The sequence below is a fragment of the Pseudomonas sp. R4-35-07 genome, from assembly GCF_003852235.1.
Taxonomy (GTDB): domain Bacteria; phylum Pseudomonadota; class Gammaproteobacteria; order Pseudomonadales; family Pseudomonadaceae; genus Aquipseudomonas.
Window position 1 is genome coordinate 3637826 of record NZ_CP027732.1, and the last position, 22879, is coordinate 3660704.

Annotated in this window: 20 protein-coding genes; 13 read left to right on the forward strand and 7 right to left on the reverse strand. The window is 61.7% G+C overall.

Translation table 11 applies throughout. The features are described from left to right. Positions 1 to 42: 42 nt before the first annotated feature. Positions 43 to 501, forward strand: coding sequence for a transposase (locus C4J89_RS16570; protein ID WP_124415048.1), 459 nt, complete (start codon positions 43 to 45; stop codon positions 499 to 501). Between the two features lie 132 nt (positions 502 to 633). Here the strand turns inward: C4J89_RS16570 and C4J89_RS16575 are convergent, their stop codons facing one another. Both C4J89_RS16575 and C4J89_RS16580 read right to left on the reverse strand, forming a co-directional pair. Further along, entirely contained in the window at positions 634 to 1917 is a 1284-nt protein-coding gene (locus C4J89_RS16575) for a Zn-dependent hydrolase (RefSeq protein WP_124415049.1), read from the reverse strand. A gap of 84 nt (positions 1918 to 2001) precedes the next feature. Next, entirely contained in the window at positions 2002 to 3489 is a 1488-nt protein-coding gene (locus tag C4J89_RS16580) for an NCS1 family nucleobase:cation symporter-1 (RefSeq protein WP_124415050.1), read from the reverse strand. Between the two features lie 602 nt (positions 3490 to 4091). On the opposite strand from C4J89_RS16580, the gene hydA reads away from it, so the two are divergent. The 3 genes from hydA (at position 4092) to preA (ending at position 8337) form a co-directional block, all read left to right on the forward strand. Beyond that, positions 4092 to 5531 carry a dihydropyrimidinase gene (hydA, locus tag C4J89_RS16585; RefSeq protein ID WP_124415051.1) on the forward strand — a complete coding sequence of 480 codons (1440 nt, stop codon included), beginning with the start codon at positions 4092 to 4094 and terminating at the stop codon, positions 5529 to 5531. A gap of 164 nt (positions 5532 to 5695) precedes the next feature. Next, a complete protein-coding gene (locus tag C4J89_RS16590; protein ID WP_124415052.1) occupies positions 5696 to 7063 on the forward strand; it encodes an NAD(P)-dependent oxidoreductase in 1368 nt (455 codons plus the stop codon). Continuing rightward, the gene (gene preA / locus C4J89_RS16595; protein ID WP_124415053.1) at positions 7063 to 8337 is read left to right on the forward strand and encodes an NAD-dependent dihydropyrimidine dehydrogenase subunit PreA; all 1275 of its coding nucleotides are present in this window, start codon (positions 7063 to 7065) and stop codon (positions 8335 to 8337) included. Before C4J89_RS16590 ends, preA begins: the two co-directional genes overlap by 1 nt. Positions 8338 to 8441: 104 nt before the next feature. Here preA and C4J89_RS16600 read toward each other — a convergent pair whose 3' ends face one another. Beyond that, positions 8442 to 9062, reverse strand: coding sequence for a TetR/AcrR family transcriptional regulator (locus tag C4J89_RS16600; RefSeq protein ID WP_124363404.1), 621 nt, complete (start codon positions 9060 to 9062; stop codon positions 8442 to 8444). A gap of 116 nt (positions 9063 to 9178) precedes the next feature. Here C4J89_RS16600 and copC point away from each other — a divergent pair, with 116 nt between their 5' ends. The 9 genes from copC (at position 9179) to C4J89_RS16645 (ending at position 17829) form a co-directional block, all read left to right on the forward strand. Beyond that, the gene (gene copC, locus C4J89_RS16605) at positions 9179 to 9544 is read left to right on the forward strand and encodes a copper homeostasis periplasmic binding protein CopC (protein ID WP_124363405.1); all 366 of its coding nucleotides are present in this window, start codon (positions 9179 to 9181) and stop codon (positions 9542 to 9544) included. Positions 9545 to 9547: 3 nt separating this feature from the next. Continuing rightward, positions 9548 to 10405, forward strand: coding sequence for a copper homeostasis membrane protein CopD (copD, locus tag C4J89_RS16610; protein ID WP_124415054.1), 858 nt, complete (start codon positions 9548 to 9550; stop codon positions 10403 to 10405). 274 nt (positions 10406 to 10679) lie between these two features. Beyond that, positions 10680 to 11942 carry an OprD family porin gene (locus C4J89_RS16615; protein WP_124415055.1) on the forward strand — a complete coding sequence of 421 codons (1263 nt, stop codon included), beginning with the start codon at positions 10680 to 10682 and terminating at the stop codon, positions 11940 to 11942. Positions 11943 to 12170: 228 nt separating this feature from the next. Continuing rightward, entirely contained in the window at positions 12171 to 12986 is an 816-nt protein-coding gene (locus tag C4J89_RS16620; protein ID WP_124363408.1) for an NAD(P)-dependent oxidoreductase, read from the forward strand. A 30-nt stretch (positions 12987 to 13016) separates the two neighbouring features. Further along, complete coding sequence (locus C4J89_RS16625; RefSeq protein WP_124415056.1) at positions 13017 to 13892, forward strand: SMP-30/gluconolactonase/LRE family protein; 876 nt, start codon at positions 13017 to 13019, stop codon at positions 13890 to 13892. A 51-nt stretch (positions 13893 to 13943) separates the two neighbouring features. Beyond that, positions 13944 to 14906 carry a TRAP transporter substrate-binding protein gene (locus tag C4J89_RS16630; protein WP_124404625.1) on the forward strand — a complete coding sequence of 321 codons (963 nt, stop codon included), beginning with the start codon at positions 13944 to 13946 and terminating at the stop codon, positions 14904 to 14906. Positions 14907 to 14980: 74 nt separating this feature from the next. Beyond that, positions 14981 to 15508 (forward strand): TRAP transporter small permease, encoded by a 528-nt coding sequence (locus C4J89_RS16635; protein WP_124363411.1) that lies wholly within the window; start codon positions 14981 to 14983, stop codon positions 15506 to 15508. 1 nt (position 15509) lies between these two features. Beyond that, complete coding sequence (locus C4J89_RS16640) at positions 15510 to 16790, forward strand: TRAP transporter large permease (RefSeq protein WP_124363412.1); 1281 nt, start codon at positions 15510 to 15512, stop codon at positions 16788 to 16790. 145 nt (positions 16791 to 16935) lie between these two features. Next, positions 16936 to 17829, forward strand: coding sequence for an aldose 1-epimerase (locus tag C4J89_RS16645; RefSeq protein ID WP_124415057.1), 894 nt, complete (start codon positions 16936 to 16938; stop codon positions 17827 to 17829). 72 nt (positions 17830 to 17901) lie between these two features. Here the strand turns inward: C4J89_RS16645 and C4J89_RS16650 are convergent, their stop codons facing one another. The 4 genes from C4J89_RS16650 to C4J89_RS16665 all read right to left on the reverse strand — a co-directional run bounded on the left by C4J89_RS16650 (position 17902) and on the right by C4J89_RS16665 (position 22848). Continuing rightward, positions 17902 to 19047 (reverse strand): HlyD family secretion protein, encoded by a 1146-nt coding sequence (locus C4J89_RS16650; protein WP_124415058.1) that lies wholly within the window; start codon positions 19045 to 19047, stop codon positions 17902 to 17904. Further along, positions 19044 to 20690 (reverse strand): MFS transporter, encoded by a 1647-nt coding sequence (locus C4J89_RS16655; RefSeq protein ID WP_124415059.1) that lies wholly within the window; start codon positions 20688 to 20690, stop codon positions 19044 to 19046. Before C4J89_RS16655 ends, C4J89_RS16650 begins: the two co-directional genes overlap by 4 nt. A gap of 109 nt (positions 20691 to 20799) precedes the next feature. Then, entirely contained in the window at positions 20800 to 21603 is an 804-nt protein-coding gene (locus tag C4J89_RS16660) for a sulfite exporter TauE/SafE family protein (protein WP_124363416.1), read from the reverse strand. After that, positions 21604 to 22848 (reverse strand): FAD/NAD(P)-binding oxidoreductase, encoded by a 1245-nt coding sequence (locus C4J89_RS16665; RefSeq protein WP_124415060.1) that lies wholly within the window; start codon positions 22846 to 22848, stop codon positions 21604 to 21606. Positions 22849 to 22879 lie beyond the last annotated feature (31 nt).

The window sequence follows — 22879 nt, forward strand, 5'->3', positions numbered from 1 at the left end:
CCTTCTAGCCTCTCAGCATCCACTTAGCAGAGAGGCTAAGGAATGCCTGATCTACCCGCTTCACATCGCCTGCGCATCGGCCGGTTCAGCGAACCGAACCGCATCTACTTGATCACCACCAATACCCATGAACGTATTCGCCTATTCAGCGATTTTCATCTCGGGCGTCTGGTCGTCTGGCAGTTTCGGCTAGCCCAATACCAAGGGCTGGCGAACTCCCTGGCATGGGTGATCATGCCCGACCATTTCCACTGGATTATCGAGTTGAAAAAAGGCTCGCTGGCAAACCTGATGTGCCAGGTGAAATCCAAAAGTACACGAACCGTCAACGGCGCGACTGGCCGCAAAGGCCGGCTCTGGCAGGAAAGCTTCCACGACCGAGCACTGCGCAAAGAAGATGACCTTGTAAAAATGGCCCGGTACGTAGTGGCCAACCCATTGCGAGCGGGATTAGTCGAGCGAATTGGTGACTACCCATTGTGGGATGCCATCTGGGTCTGACGCTGTATCTGAAGCACACCGTTCAAATGTGGGAGGGGGCTTGCTCCCGATGGCGGTGTATCAGCCAAAAACTTATCGACTGACCCACCGCCATCGGGAGCAAGCCCTCTCCCACATTTTTTTAACCGCATTTCACGCCGCAAGCTTGCCACTGGCAATGGCTGCCGAAGCAGCCAGCATGGCCCGCAACAGCACCGCACACCCCGCTGCCAGATCATCCGGCGCGGCGTTCTCGATTTCGTTATGGCTGATGCCACCCTCACACGGCACGAAGATCATCCCCGCCGGGCCTAGTTCGGCGAGGAAAATCGCGTCGTGCCCGGCCCCGCTGACGATGTCCATATTCGACAAGCCCAAGCCATTCGCCGCATCGCGCACGGCGTCTACGCAGCCTTTGTCGAAGTACAACGGCGGGAAGTCGGCGGTGGGTTCCAACTCGAAACTCAACCCATGTTTGGCGCAGGTCTCATCAATCACCGTGCGCACCTGGGCAATCATCGAATCCAGCCGCGCAGGCTCCAAGTGACGAAAATCCAGGGTCATGCGCACTTCACCGGGAATCACATTGCGCGAACCGGGATACGCCTGCAGGCAACCCACGGTCCCACAGGCGTGCGGCTGATGTCCCAACGCCGCCGCATTCACCGCAGCCACCACCGCTGCCGCGCCGACCAGGGCGTCCTTGCGCAGGTGCATCGGCGTAGGCCCCGCGTGTGCTTCGACGCCACGCAGTTTCAGGTCGAACCATTTCTGCCCGAGTGCGCCAAGCACCACGCCGATGGTCTTTTTCTCATCCTCCAGGATCGGCCCCTGTTCGATATGCGCTTCGAAGTACGCCCCGACCTTGTGCCCGCTCACCGGCCGCGTACCCGCATAGCCGATCGCATTCAACGCATCGCCCACGCTGACGCCGTCCGTATCGACCTTGGCCAAGGTCTCGGCCAGGGTGAATTTCTCGGCGAACACGCCGGAGCCCATCATGCAGGGTGGAAAGCGCGAGCCTTCTTCGTTGGTCCACACCACCACCTCCAGCGGCGCCTCGGTTTCAAGCTTGAGGTCGTTGAGGGTACGCAAGACTTCCACCCCGGCCAGCACGCCGAAGCAACCGTCGAACTTGCCGCCCGTGGGCTGGGTGTCGATGTGGCTGCCGGTCATCACTGGCGGCAGGTCGGGATTGCGCCCAGGGCGCCGGGCGAAAATATTGCCGATGCCGTCGACGGTCACCGTGCAACCGGCCTGCTCGCACCACTGCACGAACAGGTCGCGCGCCTTGCGGTCGAGGTCGGTGAGGGCCAGCCGGCACACCCCGCCTTTTGGGGTGGCGCCGAGCTTGGCCAGGTCCATCAGCGACTGCCACAAGCGGTCGCGATTGATGTGCTGATGGGTCGATTGCAAAACGTCGAGGGCAGCGTTCATGGGGATCTCCTCAGGCTACATTTCTTATGATTGGACCGCATTCCAATGTGGGAGGGGGCTTGCCCCCTCCCACATTGACTGTGTTCACAAGGATGATTTGGCTGCGACTGGGGTGATCGCGCGCCTGGCATTGAGCGCGTAATACAACAGCCCGCCCAATGCCGAACCGGTAAACCAGCCGTAGCTGTAGAACCAACTGAATGCATCGCTGCCCAGGGACAGCAAGGTCAGCACCACCGGCACGCCAAACGCGACGAAGCCGCTCCAGTTCCACGCCGGGTACACGTCGTCGCGGTACAAACCGGCCAGGTCCAGCTGCTGTCTGCGGGTGATGAAGTAGTCCACCACCATGATCCCGGCGATCGGCCCCAACAGGCTGGAGTAGCCGAGCAGCCAGTTGGAATACACCGTCTCCAGGCTGACATCGGACACGATCAGGCCGAGTTTTTTCAGCAGCTCATGGGCCATCAACGCCAGCCCCACCAACCCGGTGAGAATCACCGCCGTGGTGCGGTTGATCAGCTTGGGCGCGATGTTCTGGAAGTCGTTGGTCGGCGAGACAATGTTCGCCGCCGTGTTGGTGGACAAGGTGGCGATGATGATCAGCGCCATGGCGATAGCCACCCACACCGGGCTCTGGATATGGCCGATCAGGGTAACCGGGTCGGACACGCTGACCCCCACCAGTTTCACCGAGGCCGCAGTCATGATCACGCCAAGCGCAGCGAACAGGAACATAGTCAGCGGCAGGCCGAAAATCTGCCCGAGAATCTGGTCCTTCTGGCTTTTGGCGTAGCGGCTGAAGTCAGGAATATTCAACGACAACGTGGCCCAGAATCCCACCATCGCCGTGAGGCCAGCCATGAAGTAGCCGGTGAGACTCGCCCCTTCGGGACGCTTGGGTGGAATCGCCATCAGCTCACTGATCGACACATTCGGCATCGCCCACACCAGCAAGCCAATGCCCACAGCGACCAGCAACGGCGCCGAGAGGGTTTCCAGGCGCTTGATCGACTCGGCGCCGCGCAGCACCACCCACAAATTCAGGCACCAGAAAATCATGAAACCGATCACTTCCCCGGTGCCGCCAAGAGATTTCCAGCCCTCGAAAATCGAGCCCAGGAACAAGTGAATCGCCAGGCCGCCAAACATCGTCTGGATGCCAAACCAGCCGCACGCCACCAGCGCACGAATCAGACACGGCACGTTGGAGCCGAGAATGCCGAAGGACGAGCGCAACAGCACCGGGAACGGAATGCCGTACTTGGTGCCGGGGAACGCGTTGAGGGTCAGTGGGATCAGCACCACGATGTTAGCCAGCAAGATCGCCATCAGCGCCTCGCCCACCGACAACCCGAAGTACGCGGTGAGCACACCGCCCAAGGTATAGGTCGGCACACAAATCGACATGCCGACCCACAACGCGGTGATGTGCCATTTGTTCCAGGTGCGTTCGTGCACCTTGGTCGGTGCCATGTCGTGGTTGTAGCGAGGGCTGTCGAGGACGTCGGGGCCGGCGTCGAGTTCGTACAGGCCGTTACGTTCGATGACTTGCGATCTGTTCTGTTGCATGGCCGCTCCACGGTTTTTTTAAAATTATTCTTGCTCACCTGCACGGTTAAGGCAGGTGGCCGGAGTACCTCGTCGACAACATGACATCTCGGGCCCGGCCAGCCGCCACTGCACTCAATAACCGTGCCGACCATCGCTTCCCGTCCCACACTGCATCTATAACTGGCTGATGTTTATCAGCTTTATCCGGTTGACCGATTGCATCTTCGGAACTTGCCCTGGAACTCAGGGTGAATAGCAAGGAAGTTGTCCGAACCTTCAGGACTCAATCTGGTGCAACACAATTATTTTTATTTATCAGCCCCGTCAAGCGCCATCGTTCAACCGGCTGATTTGCAATAAGAAATGTTGTTCAAATCGACAACCTGTCAAGTGCGTCAAAATGGTGTGAGGCTGCTTCATTTTGGTGAATTTTGATTTTTAACCTTTTAAATCAAATAGTTATATTGGTTATAAGCTTAATAAAAATATTCTTGCTCAATCGAAAAACTCGGGCTAGTTTCTATTCCTGTCACCGATGACAGGAATCAACCAGTTATCGGCGAGCCGTATTACAACACTTAGAACTGGCACAAGCCGGTCAAGCCTGTGAGGAACTCGACATGTCGCTGTTGATCCGTGGCGCTACCGTTATTACCCATGATGAAAGTTACCGCGCCGATGTGTTATGCGCAGGCGGTCTGATTCGTGCTATCGGCACGGACCTGGATATTCCCGCCGGCACTGAAACACTCGACGGCAGCGGCCAGTACTTGATGCCAGGTGGCATCGATCCCCATACCCATATGCAACTTCCGTTCATGGGCACCGTGGCCAGTGAAGATTTTTTCAGTGGCACGGCGGCGGGGTTGGCCGGTGGCACCACGTCGATCATCGACTTCGTGATCCCCAACCCGCAGCAGTCGTTGATGGAGGCGTTCCACCAGTGGCGCGGCTGGGCCGAGAAATCGGCGTCCGACTACGGCTTTCATGTGGCGATCACCTGGTGGAGCGAACAGGTCCGCGAGGAAATGGCCGAGCTGGTCAGCCATCACGGCATCAACAGCTTCAAGCATTTCATGGCCTACAAGAACGCGATCATGGCGGCCGACGATACCCTGGTGGCCAGTTTCGAACGCTGCCTCGAACTGGGCGCGGTGCCCACGGTGCATGCGGAAAACGGAGAGCTGGTCTATCACCTGCAACGCAAGCTGATGGCCCAGGGCATCACCGGGCCGGAAGCGCATCCGCTGTCGCGCCCTTCTCAGGTGGAAGGCGAAGCGGCCAGCCGTGCGATCCGCATCGCCGAGACCATTGGCACGCCGTTGTACCTGGTGCACGTTTCCACCCAGGAGGCGCTGGACGAAATCACCTATGCCCGGGGCAAGGGCCAGGCGGTCTACGGGGAAGTGCTCGCCGGCCACTTGCTGCTGGACGACAGCGTCTATCAACACCCTGACTGGCAGACCGCCGCCGGCTACGTGATGAGCCCACCGTTCCGCCCGCGCGGCCACCAGGAGGCGCTGTGGCACGGTCTGCAATCGGGCAACCTGCACACCACCGCCACCGACCACTGCTGCTTCTGCGCCGAGCAAAAGGCCGCCGGGCGTGACGACTTCAGCAAGATCCCCAACGGCACCGCCGGTATCGAAGACCGCATGGCGCTGCTGTGGCATGAGGGTGTCAACACCGGGCGTCTGTCGATGCAGGCCTTCGTCGCGCTGACCTCCACCAACACCGCGAAGATCTTCAACCTCTACCCGCGCAAAGGCGCGATCCGCGTCGGCGCCGATGCCGACCTGGTGCTGTGGGACCCGGAGGGCACGCGCACCATTTCCGCCAAAACCCATCATCAGCAAGTCGATTTCAACATCTTCGAAGGCAAGACCGTACGCGGCGTGCCGAGCCACACCATCAGCCAGGGCAAGCTGGTCTGGGCCGATGGCGACCTGCGCGCCGAGCGTGGGGCCGGGCGGTATGTGCAGCGGCCAGCGTATCCGCCGGTGTTCGAACAGTTGCGCAAGCGGGCGGAGCATTCCAGGCCCACTGCGGTGAAACGCTGAACATACAGCGCACATGATCATTCCCACGCTCTGCGTGGGAATGCAGCCAGGGACGCTCCGCGTTCCAAGAGCGGACGCAGAGCGTCCAGTAAGGCATTCCCACGCAGAGCATGGGAACGATCGCCCATCAGAGGCAGCACCTCAATAACCGTGAGGCCACCACCGTGATCCAGACCCTGACCCACCTTCCCCATCCCCATGACGACGGGCCCACCCTCGCCAGCCATTTCACCGACCTGGCGCCGCCCCTCAACGCCCGCCAGGCCCAGCTTGAAGCCTCGCGCTGCCTGTATTGCTACGACGCCCCGTGCGTGAACGCGTGCCCCAGCGAAATCGACATCCCCTCGTTCATCCGCAATATCCACACCGACAACGTCCAGGGCGCAGCGCAGAAAATCCTCTCGGCCAACATCCTCGGCGGCAGTTGCGCTCGAGTCTGTCCCACGGAAATCCTGTGCCAGCAAGCATGCGTGCGTAACAACGCCGAAGAATGCGCCCCGGTGCTGATCGGCCTGTTGCAACGCTATGCCATCGACAACGCGCATTTCAGCCAGCACCCGTTCCAACGTGCCGCGACCACCGGCAAACGCATCGCGGTGGTCGGCGCCGGGCCGGCGGGCCTGGCGTGCGCCCACCGTGCGGCCCTGCACGGTCATGACGTGGTGGTCTTCGAAGCCCGGGAAAAAGCCGGCGGCTTGAATGAATACGGAATCGCCAAGTACAAACTGGTGGACGACTTCGCCCAGAAGGAACTGGATTTCCTCCTGCAGATCGGCGGCATCGAGATCCGTCACGGCCAGCGCCTGGGCGACAACCTCACCCTGAGCGAGTTGCACGCGCAATTTGACGCGGTGTTTCTCGGCCTCGGCCTGGCGGCCAGCAAACGCCTCGGCCTGCCCGACGAAGACGCCCCCGGCCTGCTCGCCGCCACCGACTACATCCGCGAACTGCGCCAGGCCGATGACCTCACCCAGCTACCGCTGGCCGACCGCTGCATCGTGCTCGGCGCCGGCAACACCGCCATCGACATGGCCGTGCAAATGGCGCGGCTCGGTGCCCGCGACGTGAACCTGGTGTACCGCCGTGGCCTGGATGACATGGGCGCGACCCACCATGAGCAGGACATCGCCAAGGCCAACCAGGTTCGCCTGCTGACCTGGGCCCAGCCGGAGCAGGTGCTGCTCGACGACCAAGGGCACGTGCGCGGCATGCGCTTCGCTCGCACGCGCATGGAGAACGGTCGCCTGCACCCCACCGGGGAAACCTTCGAATTGGCCGCAGACGCCATCTTCAAGGCCATCGGCCAAGGCTTTGCCAGCGACGCGCTGCACGACCCGCTGGCCCAGCAGCTGCACCGCGTGGGCGAACGCATCTTCGTCGACGAACAACTGCGCACCAGCATTCCCGGGGTGTATGCCGGCGGCGACTGCGTCAGCCTCGGCCAGGACCTCACCGTACAGGCGGTGCAACACGGCAAGCTGGCCGCCGAGGCCATGCACGCTCAACTCATGCTCAACGTGGAGGCCGCGTAATGGCTGATCTGTCGATTGTGTTCGCCGGCATCAAAGCGCCCAACCCGTTCTGGCTGGCCTCCGCACCGCCCACCGACAAGGCCTACAACGTGGTGCGCGCGTTCGAGGCCGGCTGGGGCGGCGTGGTGTGGAAAACCCTGGGTGAAGACCCGGCGGCGGTCAACGTGTCGTCGCGCTACTCGGCGCACTACGGGGCGAATCGCGAAGTGCTGGGCATCAATAATATCGAGCTGATCACCGACCGCTCCCTGGAGATCAATCTGCGCGAAATCACCCAAGTGAAAAAGGACTGGCCGGACCGCGCGTTGATCGTGTCGCTGATGGTGCCCTGTGTTGAAGAATCCTGGAAAAATATCCTGCCGCAGGTGGAAGCCACCGGTTGCGACGGTATCGAGCTGAATTTCGGCTGCCCCCACGGCATGCCCGAACGCGGCATGGGCGCGGCGGTCGGCCAGGTGCCGGAGTACGTGGAACAGGTGACGCGCTGGTGCAAGACCTATTGCTCGCTGCCGGTGATCGTCAAGCTCACGCCCAACATCACCGACATCCGCGTCGCCGCGCGGGCGGCCTATCGCGGCGGCGCGGATGCGGTGTCGTTGATCAACACCATCAACTCCATCACCAGCGTCGACCTGGAACGCATGGTCGCCCTGCCCATGGTCGGCAGCCAAAGCACCCACGGCGGCTACTGCGGCTCGGCGGTGAAGCCGATTGCCCTGAATATGGTTGCCGAAATCGCCCGCGACCCACAGACCCAGGGCTTGCCGATCTGCGGTATCGGCGGCATCGGCAACTGGCGTGACGCCGCTGAATTCGTCGCCCTGGGCTGCGGCGCGGTGCAGGTGTGCACGGCGGCGATGCTGCATGGCTTCCGCATCGTCGAGGAGATGAAGGATGGGCTCTCGCGCTGGATGGACACTCAGGGCTACCAGAGCTTGCAGGAATTTTCCGGGCGCGCGGTGGGCAACACCACGGACTGGAAGTACCTGGACATCAATTACCAGGTAATCGCCAAGATCGACCAGGCGGCGTGCATCGGCTGTGGGCGTTGCCATATCGCGTGCGAGGATACCTCGCACCAGGCCATCGCCAGCTTGAAGCAAGCGGATGGCACGCATAAATACGAGGTGATCGATGACGAGTGCGTGGGCTGCAATTTGTGCCAGATCACCTGTCCGGTGGCCGATTGTATCGAGATGGTGCCGATTGATACGGGCAAGCCGTTTTTGAATTGGACACAGGACCCGCGCAATCCTTATCGGGAGGCTGTGTAGTCCTGTAGGCCGCTATCGGGGGCAAGCCCCCTCCCACACTGGAATGCATTCCAAATGTGGGAGGGGGCTTGCCCCCGATAGGGCCAGCAGGCTCACCACACCGCTCAAGGCTCCAACCCAATCCCGCGCAATATCACCCCGGTCACCGTCTGTATCGCCCGCTCAAACTGCATATCCGACAACGGTTGATGATCATTCAAAATGTTCACCTGATGATCGAAGTCGGCGTAGTGCTGGGTCGATGCCCAGATCATGTACAGCAGGCTCGACGGCTCCACCGGCAGGATGCGTTTGTCTTCCACCCAATGGCGAATTTTCGCTTCCTTCATCTTGGCCCAGTCGTACAGGCTTTCGTCCAGCGCCTCACCCAGGGTGGGCGCACCGTGGATGATTTCATTGGCCCAGACTTTCGAACCATACGGCCGCGTGCGCGAGCGCTGCATCTTGGCGCGGATGTAGCTGCTGAGCACCACCCGTGGGTCATCGAAGGTCTCGAAACTCAGGGCGTCCTGTTTCCACAGGTCCAGCAGGTCGAACAGCACCGCGCTGTACAGCTCGCTCTTGGTGGTGAAGTAGTAATGCAGGTTCGAGCGCGGCAGTTGTGCCTCTTTGGCGATGTCGGCCATGGCGGTGCTGCCATAGCCTTTTTCAGCGAAGACTTTCTCTGCGGCCAGCAGGATTTTCTCGACGTTGATCCGCCGAATTCCGATCTTGTGATTGCCCATAAGGGCTCCCTGACAACAACACGACCTAGAGACTACCATCCGCTCTAGATCGGGGCGACACGCCGAACCGAAACTTCGTACACTGCTCGCTTCTATCCTCTGATTGGTATTGAACAATGTTGATCAAGAAGTCCCTGACCATCGTCGCCCTGCTCGCCTCCCTGCTGGGCGCGTCTGCAGCCTTTGCCCATGCACACCTGAAAAGCGCCACGCCAGCGGCAGACAGCAGCGTAGCCGCACCGACAGACCTGCGCCTGACCTTCAGCGAAGGCGTCGAAGCGACGTTCACCAAGGTGTCCCTGAGCAAGGACGGCACGGAAATCGCGATCAAGGGCCTGGAAACCCCGGACACCGACAAAAAAACCCTGGTGGTCACCCCTGCCGCTCCGCTGGCGGCCGGTACTTACAAGGTCGAGTGGCACGCCGTGTCCGTCGACACCCACAAGAGCGAAGGCACTTACAGCTTCAAGGTTGGCCAATAATCCATGGCGACCCTGCTGGTGCTGTGCCGTTTTGTGCATTTCATCGTGGTGCTGCTGCTGTTCGGGGCCTGTGTGTTCAGGCCTCTGTTGCTCGGCGCGGCCGCGCAACCGGCACTCGACCGGCAAGTGCTGCGCATTACCCGAGGCCTGGCCTGGCTGGGGCTGGGCTCCGGGGTCGCGTGGCTGTTGCTGATCACTGCGAGCATGGCCGGCGGGTGGGAAGCCGCGCGGCAACCGGCCACGGTGATGTTGGTGTTGGGCAGCACCTTTTTCGGGCAGGTCTGGGTCTGGCACCTGCTGCTCAACCTGTTGCTGGTGATCGTATTGACCAAGCCGTGGCCGGCCTTGCGCCTGCCGCTGATTGCGCTGGTGCTGGCGACCCTGGCACCGGTGGGCCATGGCGCCATGCTCGATGGGCTCAGCGGGCGACTGTTGATCCTCAACCAGGTGGTGCACCTGGCGTGCGTCGGTGCCTGGCTGGGCGGCTTGCTGCTGCTGGTGTTGATCCTCAGACAGCCACAGCCGCCGACCCTGCAGCCGCTCCTGCGGCGCTTCAGTGGCGTGGGTTATGGCCTGGTTGCCGGCCTGCTGGTGACCGGTCTGGTCAACGTGCGCGTGCTCACCGGGCAACTGTGGCCTACCCCGCCGTTTGAAGGGTTTGCCTTGATTCTGCTGATCAAGGTGCTGCTGGTAGCGGGCATGTTGGTGCTGGCCTTGCTGAACCGATTGCGCGTGGAACAGTGTGAACAGCGGGTGGGCAGCTTGAAGGCCAGTGTCCTGCTGGAATGGCTATTGGGTATCGCAGCAGTGGCAGCGGTTTCCCTGCTAGGCACCCTGCCCCCAATGGTCATGGCCGGCTGAGACCCCGCCATTCTCATGATTGGTCACCAATCAAATGTGGGAGGGGGCTTGCCCCCGATGCGGTGTGCCAGTCACTAAACATGTGACTGAATCATCGCTATCGGGGGCAAGCCCCCTCCCACATTTTGAACCGTGTCCACATTTAGATAGGCCGAGCAAGTCATCCTATAACTTCTACTTGACACTCCCTTAAAACCCCGTAAATATCGCGCCCAACGTTGTACGACAACGTATGACGAATAATAAAAACAACAAAAGAAAAGGGAGCCTCACTGTGAGTCAATTCGCCCGTCATTTGTCCTCGCGTCTCGGTTTGATCAGCCTCGGCAGCCTCGCATGTACCTTACCCCTCACGGCCCACGCCGATGGGTTCGTCGACGATGCGAAGGCCACGCTCAACCTGCGCAACGCCTACTTCAACCGTAACTTCACCAACCCCGCCAATCCCCAGGGCAAAGCCGAAGAGTGGACGCAGAACTTCATTCTCGATGCCAGGTCCGGCTACACCCGTGGCACCGTGGGTTTCGGCATTGATGTCCTGGGCCTGTACTCGCAAAAGCTCGATGGCGGCAAAGGCACCGCTGGCACCCAATTGCTGCCGGTGCATGACGATGGGCGCCCCGCCGATAATTTCGGACGCCTGGGCGTGGCGTTGAAAACCAAGTTATCGAAGACAGAGTTGAAGGTCGGCGAATGGATGCCGGTGCTGCCGATCCTGCGCTCCGATGATGGCCGCTCCCTGCCCCAGACCTTCCGCGGCGGCCAGGTAACGTCCAACGAGATCGCCGGCCTGACCCTCTACGGCGGCCAGTTTCGCGGCAACAGCCCGCGCAACGACGCGAGCATGGAAGACATGTACATGAACGGCAAAGCCGCGTTCACCTCCGACCGGTTCAACTTCGGCGGCGGCGAATACACATTCAATGACAAGCGCACCCAGGTCGGCCTGTGGTACGCCGAACTCACCGATATCTACCAGCAGCAGTACCTCAACCTCACCCACACCCAGCCGGTGGGTGACTGGACCCTGGGCGCCAACCTCGGCTTCTTCAATGGCAAGGAAGACGGCAGCGCCCTGGCCGGCGACCTCGACAACAAGACCGTGTTCGCCCTGCTGTCGGCCAAGTACAACGGCAACACCTTCTACGTGGGCCTGCAGAAACTCACCGGCGACAGTGTGTGGATGCGGGTCAACGGCACCAGCGGCGGCACGCTGGCCAACGACAGCTATAACTCCAGCTATGACAACGCCAAGGAAAAATCCTGGCAGCTGCGCCATGACTTCAACTTCGTGGTGCTTGGCATTCCGGGCTTGACCATGATGAACCGCTACATCAGCGGCAGTAACGTGCACACCGGGGCAATCACCGACGGCAAGGAATGGGGCCGCGAATCGGAACTCGCCTACACCGTGCAGAGCGGCGCACTGAAGGACCTGAACGTCAGGTGGCGTAACTCGACCATGCGTCGGGATTTCAGCAATAACGAGTTCGATGAGAACCGGATCTTTGTCAGCTATCCAATCTCACTGCTTTAAAGGGTGGCGAAGGTCTGTAAAACCACTGCAAAACCAATGTGGGAGGGGGCTTGCCCCCGATGAGGGAGTGTCTGTGAATACATTTCTGACTGGGCCACCGCTATCGGGAGCAAGCCCCCTCCCATATTTGAATCTCACTCGCCTGCAAGAACGTTGACAACCTGGGGATCCCTAACAATACTTCGGCCTAGTCATACGACAACCTACAACAAAAAAATTGGACTACCCATGACCACCACGACCCCCGTTCCCTTCAACCGCATCCTGCTCACCGGTGCCGCCGGCGGCCTGGGTAAAGTGCTGCGCGAGCGCATGCGTCCCTATGCCCAGGTGCTGCGCCTGTCAGACATCGCTGATATGGCCCCCGCCGCCGCCCATGAAGAAGTACAAACCTGCGATCTTTCCGACAAACAAGCCGTGCACCATCTGGTGGAAGGCGTTGATGCGATCCTGCACTTTGGCGGCGTGTCGGTGGAGCGCCCTTTCGAAGAAGTGCTCGGCGCCAATATCAGCGGCGTTTTCCACATCTACGAAGCCGCGCGCCGTCATGGTGTAAAGCGCGTGATCTTCGCCAGTTCCAACCATGTGATCGGCTTCTACCCCCAGGACGAAAAGCTCGACGCCCACTCACCGCGCCGCCCGGACAGCTACTACGGCCTGTCCAAGTCCTATGGCGAAGACATGGCGAGTTTCTACTTCGACCGCTACGGCATCGAGACCGTGAGCATCCGTATCGGCTCCTCATTCCCGGAACCGCAGAACCGCCGGATGATGCACACCTGGCTGAGCTTCGACGACCTGACCCAACTGCTCGAACGCGCGCTGTACACGCCGAACGTCGGCCATACCGTGGTCTATGGCATGTCCAATAACCAGGACACCTGGTGGGACAACCGCTACGCCGCGCACCTGGGTTTTGCTCCCAAGGACAGCTCCGAAGTGTTCCGCGCCCAGGTCGAGGCCCAGCCGCCGGTGGCTGACAACGACCCGGCCAAGCTCTATCAGGGCGGCGCGTTCTGCGCTGCTGGGCCATTCGGTGACTGAGTTCACAGCAACCCAAGGGAATGAGTGGCCATGAGTGCAGAATTGATTGTCGACGCCCGCAACGCCGTGGGCGAATGCCCGGTATGGGTGCCCGAGGAAAACGCCCTGTACTGGGTGGACATCCCCAACGGTCGCCTGCAGCGCTGGGACGCGGCCACCGGCCTCGTCGCCACCTGGCAGGCCCCGCAGGTGCTCGCCTGTATTGCGCGCACCGATAAAGGCAACTGGGTTGCCGGCATGCAGAGCGGTTTTTTCCAACTGACCCCGCGCAGCGATGGCAGCCTCGAGACCATGCCGCTGGCCAGTGTCGAGCATCCGCGCGCGGATATGCGCCTGAACGACGGCCGCTGTGATCGCCAGGGCCGCTTCTGGGCCGGCAGCATGGTGCTGGACATGAGCTTGAACGCCGCCGAGGGCATTCTTTATCGCTACGCGTCAGGTGCGGCGCCTCACGCACAGCTGGGCGGTTTCATCACCCTCAACGGCCTGGCGTTCAGCCCCGATGGCCGCACGATGTACGCCTCCGATTCACACCCGTTGGTGCAGCAAATCTGGGCCTTCGACTACGACATTGAGACCGGCACGCCGTCCAACCGCCGCGTGTTCGTCGACATGCATCACCACCTCGGTCGGCCCGATGGCGCAGCGGTAGACGCCGACGGCTGCTACTGGATCTGCGCCAACGACGCCGGGTTGGTGCACCGCTTCACCCCGGACGGCCGCCTCGACCAGTCGCTGCCCGTACCGGTAAAAAAACCCACCATGTGCGCCTTTGGCGGCAGTCGCCTGGACACCCTGTACGTCACCTCGATCCGCGACGACGCGAGTGAACAATCGCTGTCCGGCGGCGTGTTCGCCCTCAACCCTGGCGTGCAGGGATTGCCCGAACCCAGCTTCATCCTCTAGCTGCATCGCTGTGCCTTGAATACAACAATAACAAGACAGGAATGACCCCTCATGGACTTCAAACGCACCTTGCTCGCCGCCACACTCGTCGCCCTCAGCAGCGCCGCTCACGCGCTGGAAATCAAGTTCGCCGACATCCACCCCGCCGGCTACCCCACCGTTGTTGCCGAAGAAAACATGGGCAAGGCGCTGACCAAGGAAAGTAACGGCGAACTGACCTTCAAGTACTTCCCCGGCGGCGTGCTGGGCTCGGAAAAGGAAGTGGTCGAACAGGCCCAGGTCGGCGCCGTGCAGATGACCCGCGTCAGCCTTGGCATCGTCGGCCCGGTGGTACCGGACGTCAACGTGTTCAACCTGCCCTTCGTGTTCCGCGACCAGGCGCACATGCGCAAGGTCATCGACGGCGAGATTGGTGACGAGATCCTGGCCAAGATCACCGATTCCGAGTTCGGCCTGGTCGCCCTGGCCTGGATGGACGGCGGCACGCGCAATCTCTACACCAAGAAACCGGTGCGCAAGATCGAAGACCTCAAGGGCATGAAAATTCGCGTCCAGGGCAACCCGCTGTTCATCGACGCCTTCAATGCGATGGGCGCCAACGGCATTGCCATGGACACCGGCGAGATTTTCAGCGCATTGCAGACCGGTGTGATCGACGGCGCGGAAAACAACCCGCCGACGCTGCTCGAGCACAACCATTTCCAGAACGCCAAGTACTACACCCTCACCGAGCATTTGATTTTGCCCGAGCCCATCGTGATGTCGAAGATCACCTGGAACAAGCTCAGCCCCGCGCAGCAGGACATGGTCAAGAAAGCCGCCAAGGCCGCCCAGGCTGATGAGCGGGTGCTGTGGGATGCCAAGTCCGCCAGCAGTGAGGAAAAACTCAAGAAGGCCGGGGTGGAGTTCATCACCGTCGACAAAAAACCCTTCTATGACGCCACCGCACAGGTTCGCGCCAAGTACGGCGCGCCTTACGCCGACATCATCAAGCGTATCGACGCCGTTCAATAACGCCCTCCTTCCTGACAAGGCCCGGCGCGGCCCGCTGCTCATGCAGGGGGCCGCGCCCGGTTACGGTGAACGCCATGAAGAATCTACTGCTGCGCATCAACGACCGCATCTACATGACCTGCATCTGGGTCGCCGGCCTCTCGGTGCTCGGGGTCGCACTGATCATCCCCTGGGGCATTTTCGCCCGCTATATCCTCGGCACCGGCTCAAGCTGGCCGGAGCCCACCGCCATCCTGTTGATGCTGGTCTTTACCTTTATCGGCGCGGCCGCCAGCTACCGCGCCGGTGCGCATATGTCGGTGGCCATGGTCACCGACCGCCTGCCGACCGCCCAACGCCGCGTCGTCGGCATTGTTTCGCAACTGCTCATGGGCACCATCTGTCTGTTCATGACGATCTGGGGCACCAAGTTGTGCCTGTCCACCTGGAACCAGTTCATGAGCGCCATCCCCACGCTGCGGGTCGGCATCACTTACATGCCAATCCCGATTGGCGGTTTGCTGACCTTGATATTCGTGGTGGAAAAACTGCTGCTGGGCGACCAGAGCAACCGGCGCGTGGTGCGCTTCGACCTGGTTGAAGAAAGCGAAGGGGCCGCCTGATATGGACGCGTTTATTCTGTTGGGCAGCTTTATCGCCTTGATCCTGATCGGCATGCCGGTGGCCTATGCCCTGGGCTTGTCGGCACTGATCGGCGCATGGTGGATCGACATTCCGTTCCAGGCCCTGATGATTCAGGTGGCGGGCGGGGTCAACAAGTTTTCGCTGATGGCGATTCCGTTCTTCGTACTGGCCGGCGCGATCATGGCCGAGGGCGGCATGTCGCGGCGGCTGGTGGCGTTTGCCGGGGTGCTGGTGGGCTTCGTGCGCGGCGGGCTGTCGCTGGTCAACATCATGGCCTCGACGTTTTTCGGCGCGATCTCCGGCTCGTCGGTGGCCGACACCGCGTCGGTCGGCTCGGTGCTGATTCCGGAGATGGAACGCCGCGGCTATCCGCGCGAATTTGCCACTGCGGTGACGGTCAGCGGCTCGGTGCAGGCGTTGCTGACACCGCCCAGCCATAACTCGGTGCTCTACTCCCTGGCGGCAGGCGGCACCGTTTCGATCGCCTCGCTGTTCATGGCCGGTGTGGTGCCAGGCCTGTTGATGAGCGCGTGCCTGATGGTGCTGTGCCTGATCTTCGCGAGAAAGCGCGATTACCCCAAAGGCGAAGTCATCCCCTTGAAGCAGGCGCTGAAGATCGCCGCCGACGCGCTCTGGGGCCTGATGGCCATGGTGATAATCCTCGGCGGCATCCTGTCGGGCATCTTCACCGCCACCGAGTCGGCCGCGATTGCGGTGCTGTGGGCGTTCTTCGTGACCATGTTCATCTACCGCGACTACAAATGGAGTGAGCTGCCCAAGCTGATGCACCGCACGGTGCGCACCATTTCCATCGTGATGATCCTGATCGCCTTCGCCGCCAGCTTCGGCTACATCATGACCCTGATGCAGATACCGGCGAAGATCACCACGCTGTTCCTGACCCTGTCGGACAACCGCTACGTGATCCTGATGTGCATCAACGTGATGCTGCTGTTGCTCGGCACGGTGATGGACATGGCGCCGCTGATCCTGATCCTCACACCGATCCTGTTGCCGGTGATCCTCGGCATCGGCGTCGACCCGGTGCACTTCGGCATGATCATGCTGGTGAACCTGGGGATCGGCCTGATCACCCCGCCGGTGGGCGCGGTGCTGTTCGTAGGCGCGGCAGTGGGCAAGGTCAGCATCGAGAAGACCGTGAAGGCGCTGCTGCCGTTTTATGCGGTGCTGTTTCTGGTGTTGATGGCGGTGACCTACATTCCGGCATTGTCGCTGTGGTTGCCGAGCGTGGTGCTGTAACCCGGAGTTGATCGTTCCCACGCTCCGCGTGGGAATGCTCCTTGTGACGCTCCGCGTCACGATTCAAGAGCGGACGCAGAGCGTCCAGGGCGGCGTTTCCACGCGGAGCGTGGGAACGATCAAACTTCCATAAGGCAGGTCAATTGTGATTGAGCTTTCGGACCCTTTCACCCATCTGGTGCTCGCCCCGGCCACCGGCGGCGCCATCGTGAACTGGACGGTGCGCGCCACCGGCCAGCCGCTGTTGCGGCACAGCGATGAGCAGGCGATCAACACCGGACTGCCGGGCAAATTGGGCTGCTACCCACTGGCGCCCTGGTCCAACCGCGTCGCCAAGGGAGGCTTCGACAACCCCGACGGCTGGCTCGCGCTCAAGCCCAACAGCCTCACCGATCCGCTGCCGATTCACGGTTCGGCCTGGCAACAGGCGTGGCAGGTGGTCAGCCAGTCGGCGGATGAGGTGCTGCTCGAAGTGCTGTGTGATACACCGTTCGCCTATCGCGCCGAGCAACGCATCCGCTTGAGCGGTGGGGAACTGAGGATCGAGTTGCGGGTCACGCATCTGGCCGAAACAGCCGCATGGCATGGGCTGGGCTTGCACCCCTACTTTCCGCGCTGGCCGGGTACGCGGTTGCAGGCCAGGGCGGCGCAGGTGTGGATGAGTGACGCGTCCAAACTGCCGACGGGGTTGGCGCCGGTGCCGCAGGAGTGGGATTTCAGGCAACCCCAGACGCTGCCGGAAGGCCTGGTGGACAATGGGTTCTGCGAGTGGGATGGGTACTGCTTGATCGAACAACCGGAGCTTGGATATACCCTCGAATGCCAGGCCACCGGCGCCGATTACTTCCTGCTGTACTGCCCGCCGGGGCTGGAATTTTTCTGTATCGAGCCGGTCAGCCATCCGGTGAATGCCCATCACTTGCCGGGCAGGCCGGGCCTGAAGCTGTTGGAGCAAGGCCAGTCAACCCAACTCGATTTCAACCTGAAATACAGTCCAAATGTGGGAGGGGGCTTGCCCCCGATAGCTGTGGGTCAGTAATAAATGGGGTGACTGATACACCGCTATCGGGGGCAAGCCCCCTCCCACAGTTTGTTCTGCACTGTGTCAGTGTCAGGGTGGTGAGTTTTTAAGCCGCCCCGCCGTGTCGATACTGACGACAACCGAAAGCCCCGGCCGCAACCGCTCGCTCTCGGCCTGGTCCGGGTCTACCGTGATCCTTACCGGCACGCGCTGGGCGATTTTCACAAAGTTGCCGGTGGCGTTGTCCGCCTGCAACAGGCTGAACTCCGACCCGGTCGCCGGGGAAATATGCTGCACCGTGCCGTGAAACTTGCGGTGGTTCAACGCGTCCACGGTGAAGGTCACCGGCTGGCCGACCTGCACATTGTCCATCTGGGTTTCTTTCATATTGGCGATCACCCACAACTGCTTGGGCACCAGCGCCATCAATTGCGCGCCGGAGTTGACGTAGGCCCCGAGGCGCACGCCAATCTGCCCCAGTTGCCCGTCCCGTGGCGCGGTGATGCGGGTGTTGGACAAGTCGATCCGCGCCAATTCCACCGCCGCCTCGGCGCTGGCCACTGCCGCTTCCAGGGAGCCGCGATTGACGATCACCGTCTGCAGGTCCTGCCGGGCGATCTCCAGGCTGGCCTGGGCCTGGGCCACGGCGGCGATAGTCTGCGCATTGGCAGCGCGGGCCACGTCCAGTTCGCGCCTGGACACCGAGCCGTCGCTGATCAATTCCTCATTGCGGCGCAAGTCAGCGGTGCTTTTACGCGCCTGGGCCTGGCTGTCGACCAGCGCGGCCTGGCGCAATTTGATGGTCGCTTCGGCGCTGTTGCGTTGCTGCACCACATTGGCCAACGACGCTTTCTGCACCGCCAGTTGCGCCAGAGCCTGGTCCAGGCGTTGCTTGTAGATACGGTCGTCAAGGCGCACCAGCAGGTCGCCCGCCTTCACATATTGAAAGTCCTGCACCGGCACTTCGAACACATAACCGCTGAGCTGGGGGCCGATAATCGTCACCTGCCCGCGCACCAAGGCATTCTCAGTGGTTTCCACCGCGCTGCTGAACGGCGGCAGTTGCCAGGCATACAGCACGATCAGCACGCCGACGATGGCAATCGCGGCAAAGCCCAGGGACGAAAGGATGCGCACCCGCAGCGAGCGCGGTTCGGTCACCGCAGCGCCCGGCGGCGTGGTGCCCTCGGGGGTGGAGGCGATCGCATTGGTAGTGGTGGTCGTGGGTTCGGTCATGAAGAGGCGCCGACAGGTTGAACGGGAGGGGTTGCGGATTTGGTGGTGCTCATCAGCCACAGGCTGCGGATAAAGATCCAGATCATGGTCAGGATCGCGATGATCGCGATCAGCATGAACACATCGTTGTAAGCCATCACGTTCGCTTCACGGGTGGCCGCCGTGGCCAGGCTGCGGATGCCCATGAGGTTGCGCAACTCCGGGTCGGCGACGATACCGCCATAGGCCGAGCCACCACTTTGCACCCGCGCCGCGACACGCGGGTCAAGCAGGGTCAGGTGCTCGGTAATCAGGCTTGAGTGATATTTCTCGCGCACGATCTGGAAGGTGCCGAGCAACGCCGCGCCGATCAGGCCGCCGAGGTTCTGGCAAATCCCGAACATCACCGAGAAACTCACCAGGTTGCGCGGGTTGGTCAACACGTTCTTGGTGCCCAGCACCATGGTCGGCCCGAGAAAGAAGGTACCACCAAAGCCTAGCAGGAACTGGCTGATATACAGGTTCTGCGGCCGAGTAAGGTTGCTGGAAAAACTGTCCATCACCGACCCGGTCGCCATCAGCGCCAGGGAAATCACCAGCGGCATCAGCAAGTGCGCCGGGTTGATCGTCAAGGCGCTGACCACCAGCCCGGCAATCGCCCCGGCCAGCATCACCACGTACAGCGTATGCATCTGCTGGTAACTCATGTTCAGCATCTGCATGAAACCGACCGCGCCGGTGGATTGTTCGGACAGCACCATGCGAATCAGGATCACCGCCAATGCCAGGCGAATCATGGTGCCGCTGCCCAGCCAGCGGGTCATCAGCAGCGGGTTGGCGCGGTTATGCTCAATGGCCAGCCCGGCCATGATCAGCACCAGCGAACAGGCCGAGGCGATGCCGATCCACGGCGCTTCCAGCCACCAGTCGATGCGCCCCAGGGACAACACCGCGCAGAGCAAGGCGACACCGGTGGCCAGAATTGCGAAAGTGAGGAAATCAAGTTTTTCAAAGGTTTTGAAGCGGTCGCCGGGCGGCAGCTTGAGCAGGAACACACAGCCCAGGCAGATCAAAGCCAGGCCCAGCTCGAACAGGTACAGGCCACGCCATTCGGCGATCTGCAGCAAATCCTCGGAGAACAGCCGCGCCAGAGGCAACGCCAACTGCGCCGTGCCCAGGCCCAGCACCAGGGCTTTCAAGCGCCATTTGGCCGGGAACGCCTGGATCATGTAGTACAAGCCCAACGAACTCAGCGCCGCCCCCACCATGCCGTGGGCCGCGCGCACGGCGATGGCCGAATTGAGATCGTTGACGAATAAATGGCCGAAGGTCACCAGCGCATACAACACCAGAAACACTTCGGTAAACGCGCGCAGGCCGAACTGCTGGCGAAACTTCACCAGCAGCAGGTTCATGCACACGTTGGTCATTACATAGGCGGCGGGCAGCCAGGCCATTTCCGCCGTGGTCGCGCCCAGGGCGCCTTGCAGGTATTGCAGGTTGGCGATGACCAGCGCGTTGCCCAACCCGCCGGTGATTGCCACCAGTACGCCGACCAGCGCAAACAGCCAGCGCTTGTGAGTGGGGTGCAACGGCGTCGACGGCGAGCCGGGCAGGCTCGGCCGCTCGTGGGGTTGCCAGGCGTGTGGGGTGTATTTATCCATTCGGTGACCTTGATGAACCGACGCGCAAGGCCGGTGAAGCCATGACTCAGAGAACAGTAAACCTGAGCGGGGTTCATTTTGTCACTTTTGAGCACATAACTGAGGGTCCCTAAAAAGCCTTGAGCAGCATGCCTGCGGCCACCATCACACACAGGCTGGCGAAGCCCACCTGCAGCGCACGCGCAGGCATCACCGAGCACAAGCGGCGCCCGGCCAACATGCCGACGATACTCGCGCCGATAAACACCCAGCCCACCGGCTCGATGCTCACCCCGGCGTGAAAGGCCCCCACCACCCCGATCAACGACAGCAGGCTGACAACCATCAACGAAGTGGCGACAATCCCGCGCATCTGCACATCGGTGAGTTGCTTGAACGCCGGAACGATCAGAAAGCCACCGCCCACACCGAGCAGCCCCGACACGGCGCCGGTCACCGCCCCCAGCGCCGCCAGGGTCGCGCTGCATTTGGCGGTCCAGGCCAGGCGGCCGGTCTGCTGGTTGAGCATGCAATTCTTCTGGCCCCAGGAGGCGGCGCCGTGGTCACTCGGCCCGGCCTCGACCTTTTCGCGCCGCAACATGCGCCAGGCCACCAGCACCATCAATGCGCTGAACAGGCCCATCAGCACCGGCTCCGACAGTTGATGGGCGACGAACACCCCCAGCGGCGAAAACAGCGCGCCCAGCAACGCGATCAATAAGGCCGCGCGGTAACGCACCAGGCCGTGGCGCAGGCCGTCGATCGCGCCCACCGCCGCCGCCGCGCCCACCGCGAGCAATGACACCGGCGCAGCTTGGGTCATGGTCAGTCCCAACCCCAGCACCAATGCCGGCACCCCGAGGATGCCGCCGCCCGCACCGGTCAGGCCCATGACCAGGCCCATCAATACACCCAACACACTCGCCAGCAGCATTCAGTCCACCTTGCTCAGGCGGGTCAGCCACTCGCGGCCCTTGAGCATGCCGTTCCAGTAGAACCATGGCAGCAACGTGGCCTTGAGGAACCACATCGAGCGGCGTGCCTGGGTCGGGTCGAGAGGAAAAGTCGGCAGCAGCTTGCCGCCATAACCGAACTCGGCCAGCACCACTTTGCCCTTCTCCACCGTCAATGGGCAGGAGCCATAGCCGTCGTACTTGAGCGGCAGCGGCGCCTGCTTGCGCAGGGCCAGCAGGTTCTCGGCAACCACCACGATTTGCTTGCGCACCGCCGCAGCGGTCTTGGCGTTGGTAGTGCCGCACACATCTCCGAGGCCGAAGATATGCGGGTAACGCAAGTGTTGCAGGCTGTGGGGGTTCACTTCGCACCAGCCGCCGGCGTCGGCCAGCGGGCTTTGGCGGATAAAATCCGGGGAGACTTGCGGCGGTACCACATGCAGCAGGTCGAAGGTTTTTTCAACGAGGCTGACGTTGCCTTCGGCGTCCTTCACTTCAAACCAGGCCTTGCGTGCCGGGCCATCGACCTTGATCAGGTTGGCATTGAACGCCAGGCGAGCGTTGTATTTCTCGACGTATTTCATCAACGGCGGCACGAACGCCGGCACACCGAACAGCGCGGCACCGGCCAGGTTGAATTCCACCTCGATGTTTTTCAGGGTGCCCTGCCTGAGCCAGTGATCGCAGGACAGGTACATGGCCTTCTGCGGGGCACCGGCGCATTTGATCGGCATGGCCGGCTGGGTGAAGAGCGCCTTGCCGCCGTTGAGTTGCTGCACCAGTTGCCAGGTGTAGGCGGCATGCTCGTAGCTGTAGTTGGAGGTGACGCCATGGCGGCCGAGGGTATCTTGCAGGCCTTCGATCTTTTCCCAGGCCAGGCGCAGGCCGGGGCAGACGATCAAGTGGCGCCAGCTGACGCGCTGGCCGCTGTCGAGCACCAGGCTCTGCTCGTCAGGCAACAACTGGCTGACCGCGGCCTGGATCCAGGTGACGCCGTCGGGCAGTACGTCGGCCAGCGGGCGCCGGGTCTTTTGCAGGTTATAGGCGCCGCCGCCAACCAGGGTCCAGGCGGGTTGATAGCAATGGAAGTCGTTGGGTTCGATCAGGGTGATGTTCAGGTGCGGGTCGCGCTTGAGCAGGCTGGCCAGCAGGCCGATGCCTGCCGAGCCGCCGCCGATGACTACGATATCGCCACTGATGGTAGGTCCCCAGTGTTGTTCGGTCATTGTCTACTGCCTTCTTGAGTCAGTGCACACA

Bases quoted from the DNA above. Each gene is read 5' to 3' on its own strand.
- C4J89_RS16620 (WP_124363408.1), top strand. From the start codon at position 12,171: ATGACCACCACGACCCCCGTTCCCTTCAACCGCATCCTGCTCACCGGT.
- hydA (WP_124415051.1), top strand. From the start codon at position 4,092: ATGTCGCTGTTGATCCGTGGCGCTACCGTTATTACCCATGATGAAAGT.
- C4J89_RS16650 (WP_124415058.1), bottom strand. From the start codon at position 19,047: ATGACCGAACCCACGACCACCACTACCAATGCGATCGCCTCCACCCCC.
- C4J89_RS16660 (WP_124363416.1), bottom strand. From the start codon at position 21,603: ATGCTGCTGGCGAGTGTGTTGGGTGTATTGATGGGCCTGGTCATGGGC.
- copD (WP_124415054.1), top strand. From the start codon at position 9,548: ATGGCGACCCTGCTGGTGCTGTGCCGTTTTGTGCATTTCATCGTGGTG.
- C4J89_RS16570 (WP_124415048.1), top strand. From the start codon at position 43: ATGCCTGATCTACCCGCTTCACATCGCCTGCGCATCGGCCGGTTCAGC.
- C4J89_RS16655 (WP_124415059.1), bottom strand. From the start codon at position 20,690: ATGGATAAATACACCCCACACGCCTGGCAACCCCACGAGCGGCCGAGC.
- C4J89_RS16625 (WP_124415056.1), top strand. From the start codon at position 13,017: ATGAGTGCAGAATTGATTGTCGACGCCCGCAACGCCGTGGGCGAATGC.
- C4J89_RS16630 (WP_124404625.1), top strand. From the start codon at position 13,944: ATGGACTTCAAACGCACCTTGCTCGCCGCCACACTCGTCGCCCTCAGC.
- C4J89_RS16575 (WP_124415049.1), bottom strand. From the start codon at position 1,917: ATGAACGCTGCCCTCGACGTTTTGCAATCGACCCATCAGCACATCAAT.
- C4J89_RS16640 (WP_124363412.1), top strand. From the start codon at position 15,510: ATGGACGCGTTTATTCTGTTGGGCAGCTTTATCGCCTTGATCCTGATC.
- copC (WP_124363405.1), top strand. From the start codon at position 9,179: ATGTTGATCAAGAAGTCCCTGACCATCGTCGCCCTGCTCGCCTCCCTG.
- C4J89_RS16665 (WP_124415060.1), bottom strand. From the start codon at position 22,848: ATGACCGAACAACACTGGGGACCTACCATCAGTGGCGATATCGTAGTC.
- C4J89_RS16635 (WP_124363411.1), top strand. From the start codon at position 14,981: ATGAAGAATCTACTGCTGCGCATCAACGACCGCATCTACATGACCTGC.
- C4J89_RS16600 (WP_124363404.1), bottom strand. From the start codon at position 9,062: ATGGGCAATCACAAGATCGGAATTCGGCGGATCAACGTCGAGAAAATC.
- C4J89_RS16580 (WP_124415050.1), bottom strand. From the start codon at position 3,489: ATGCAACAGAACAGATCGCAAGTCATCGAACGTAACGGCCTGTACGAA.
- preA (WP_124415053.1), top strand. From the start codon at position 7,063: ATGGCTGATCTGTCGATTGTGTTCGCCGGCATCAAAGCGCCCAACCCG.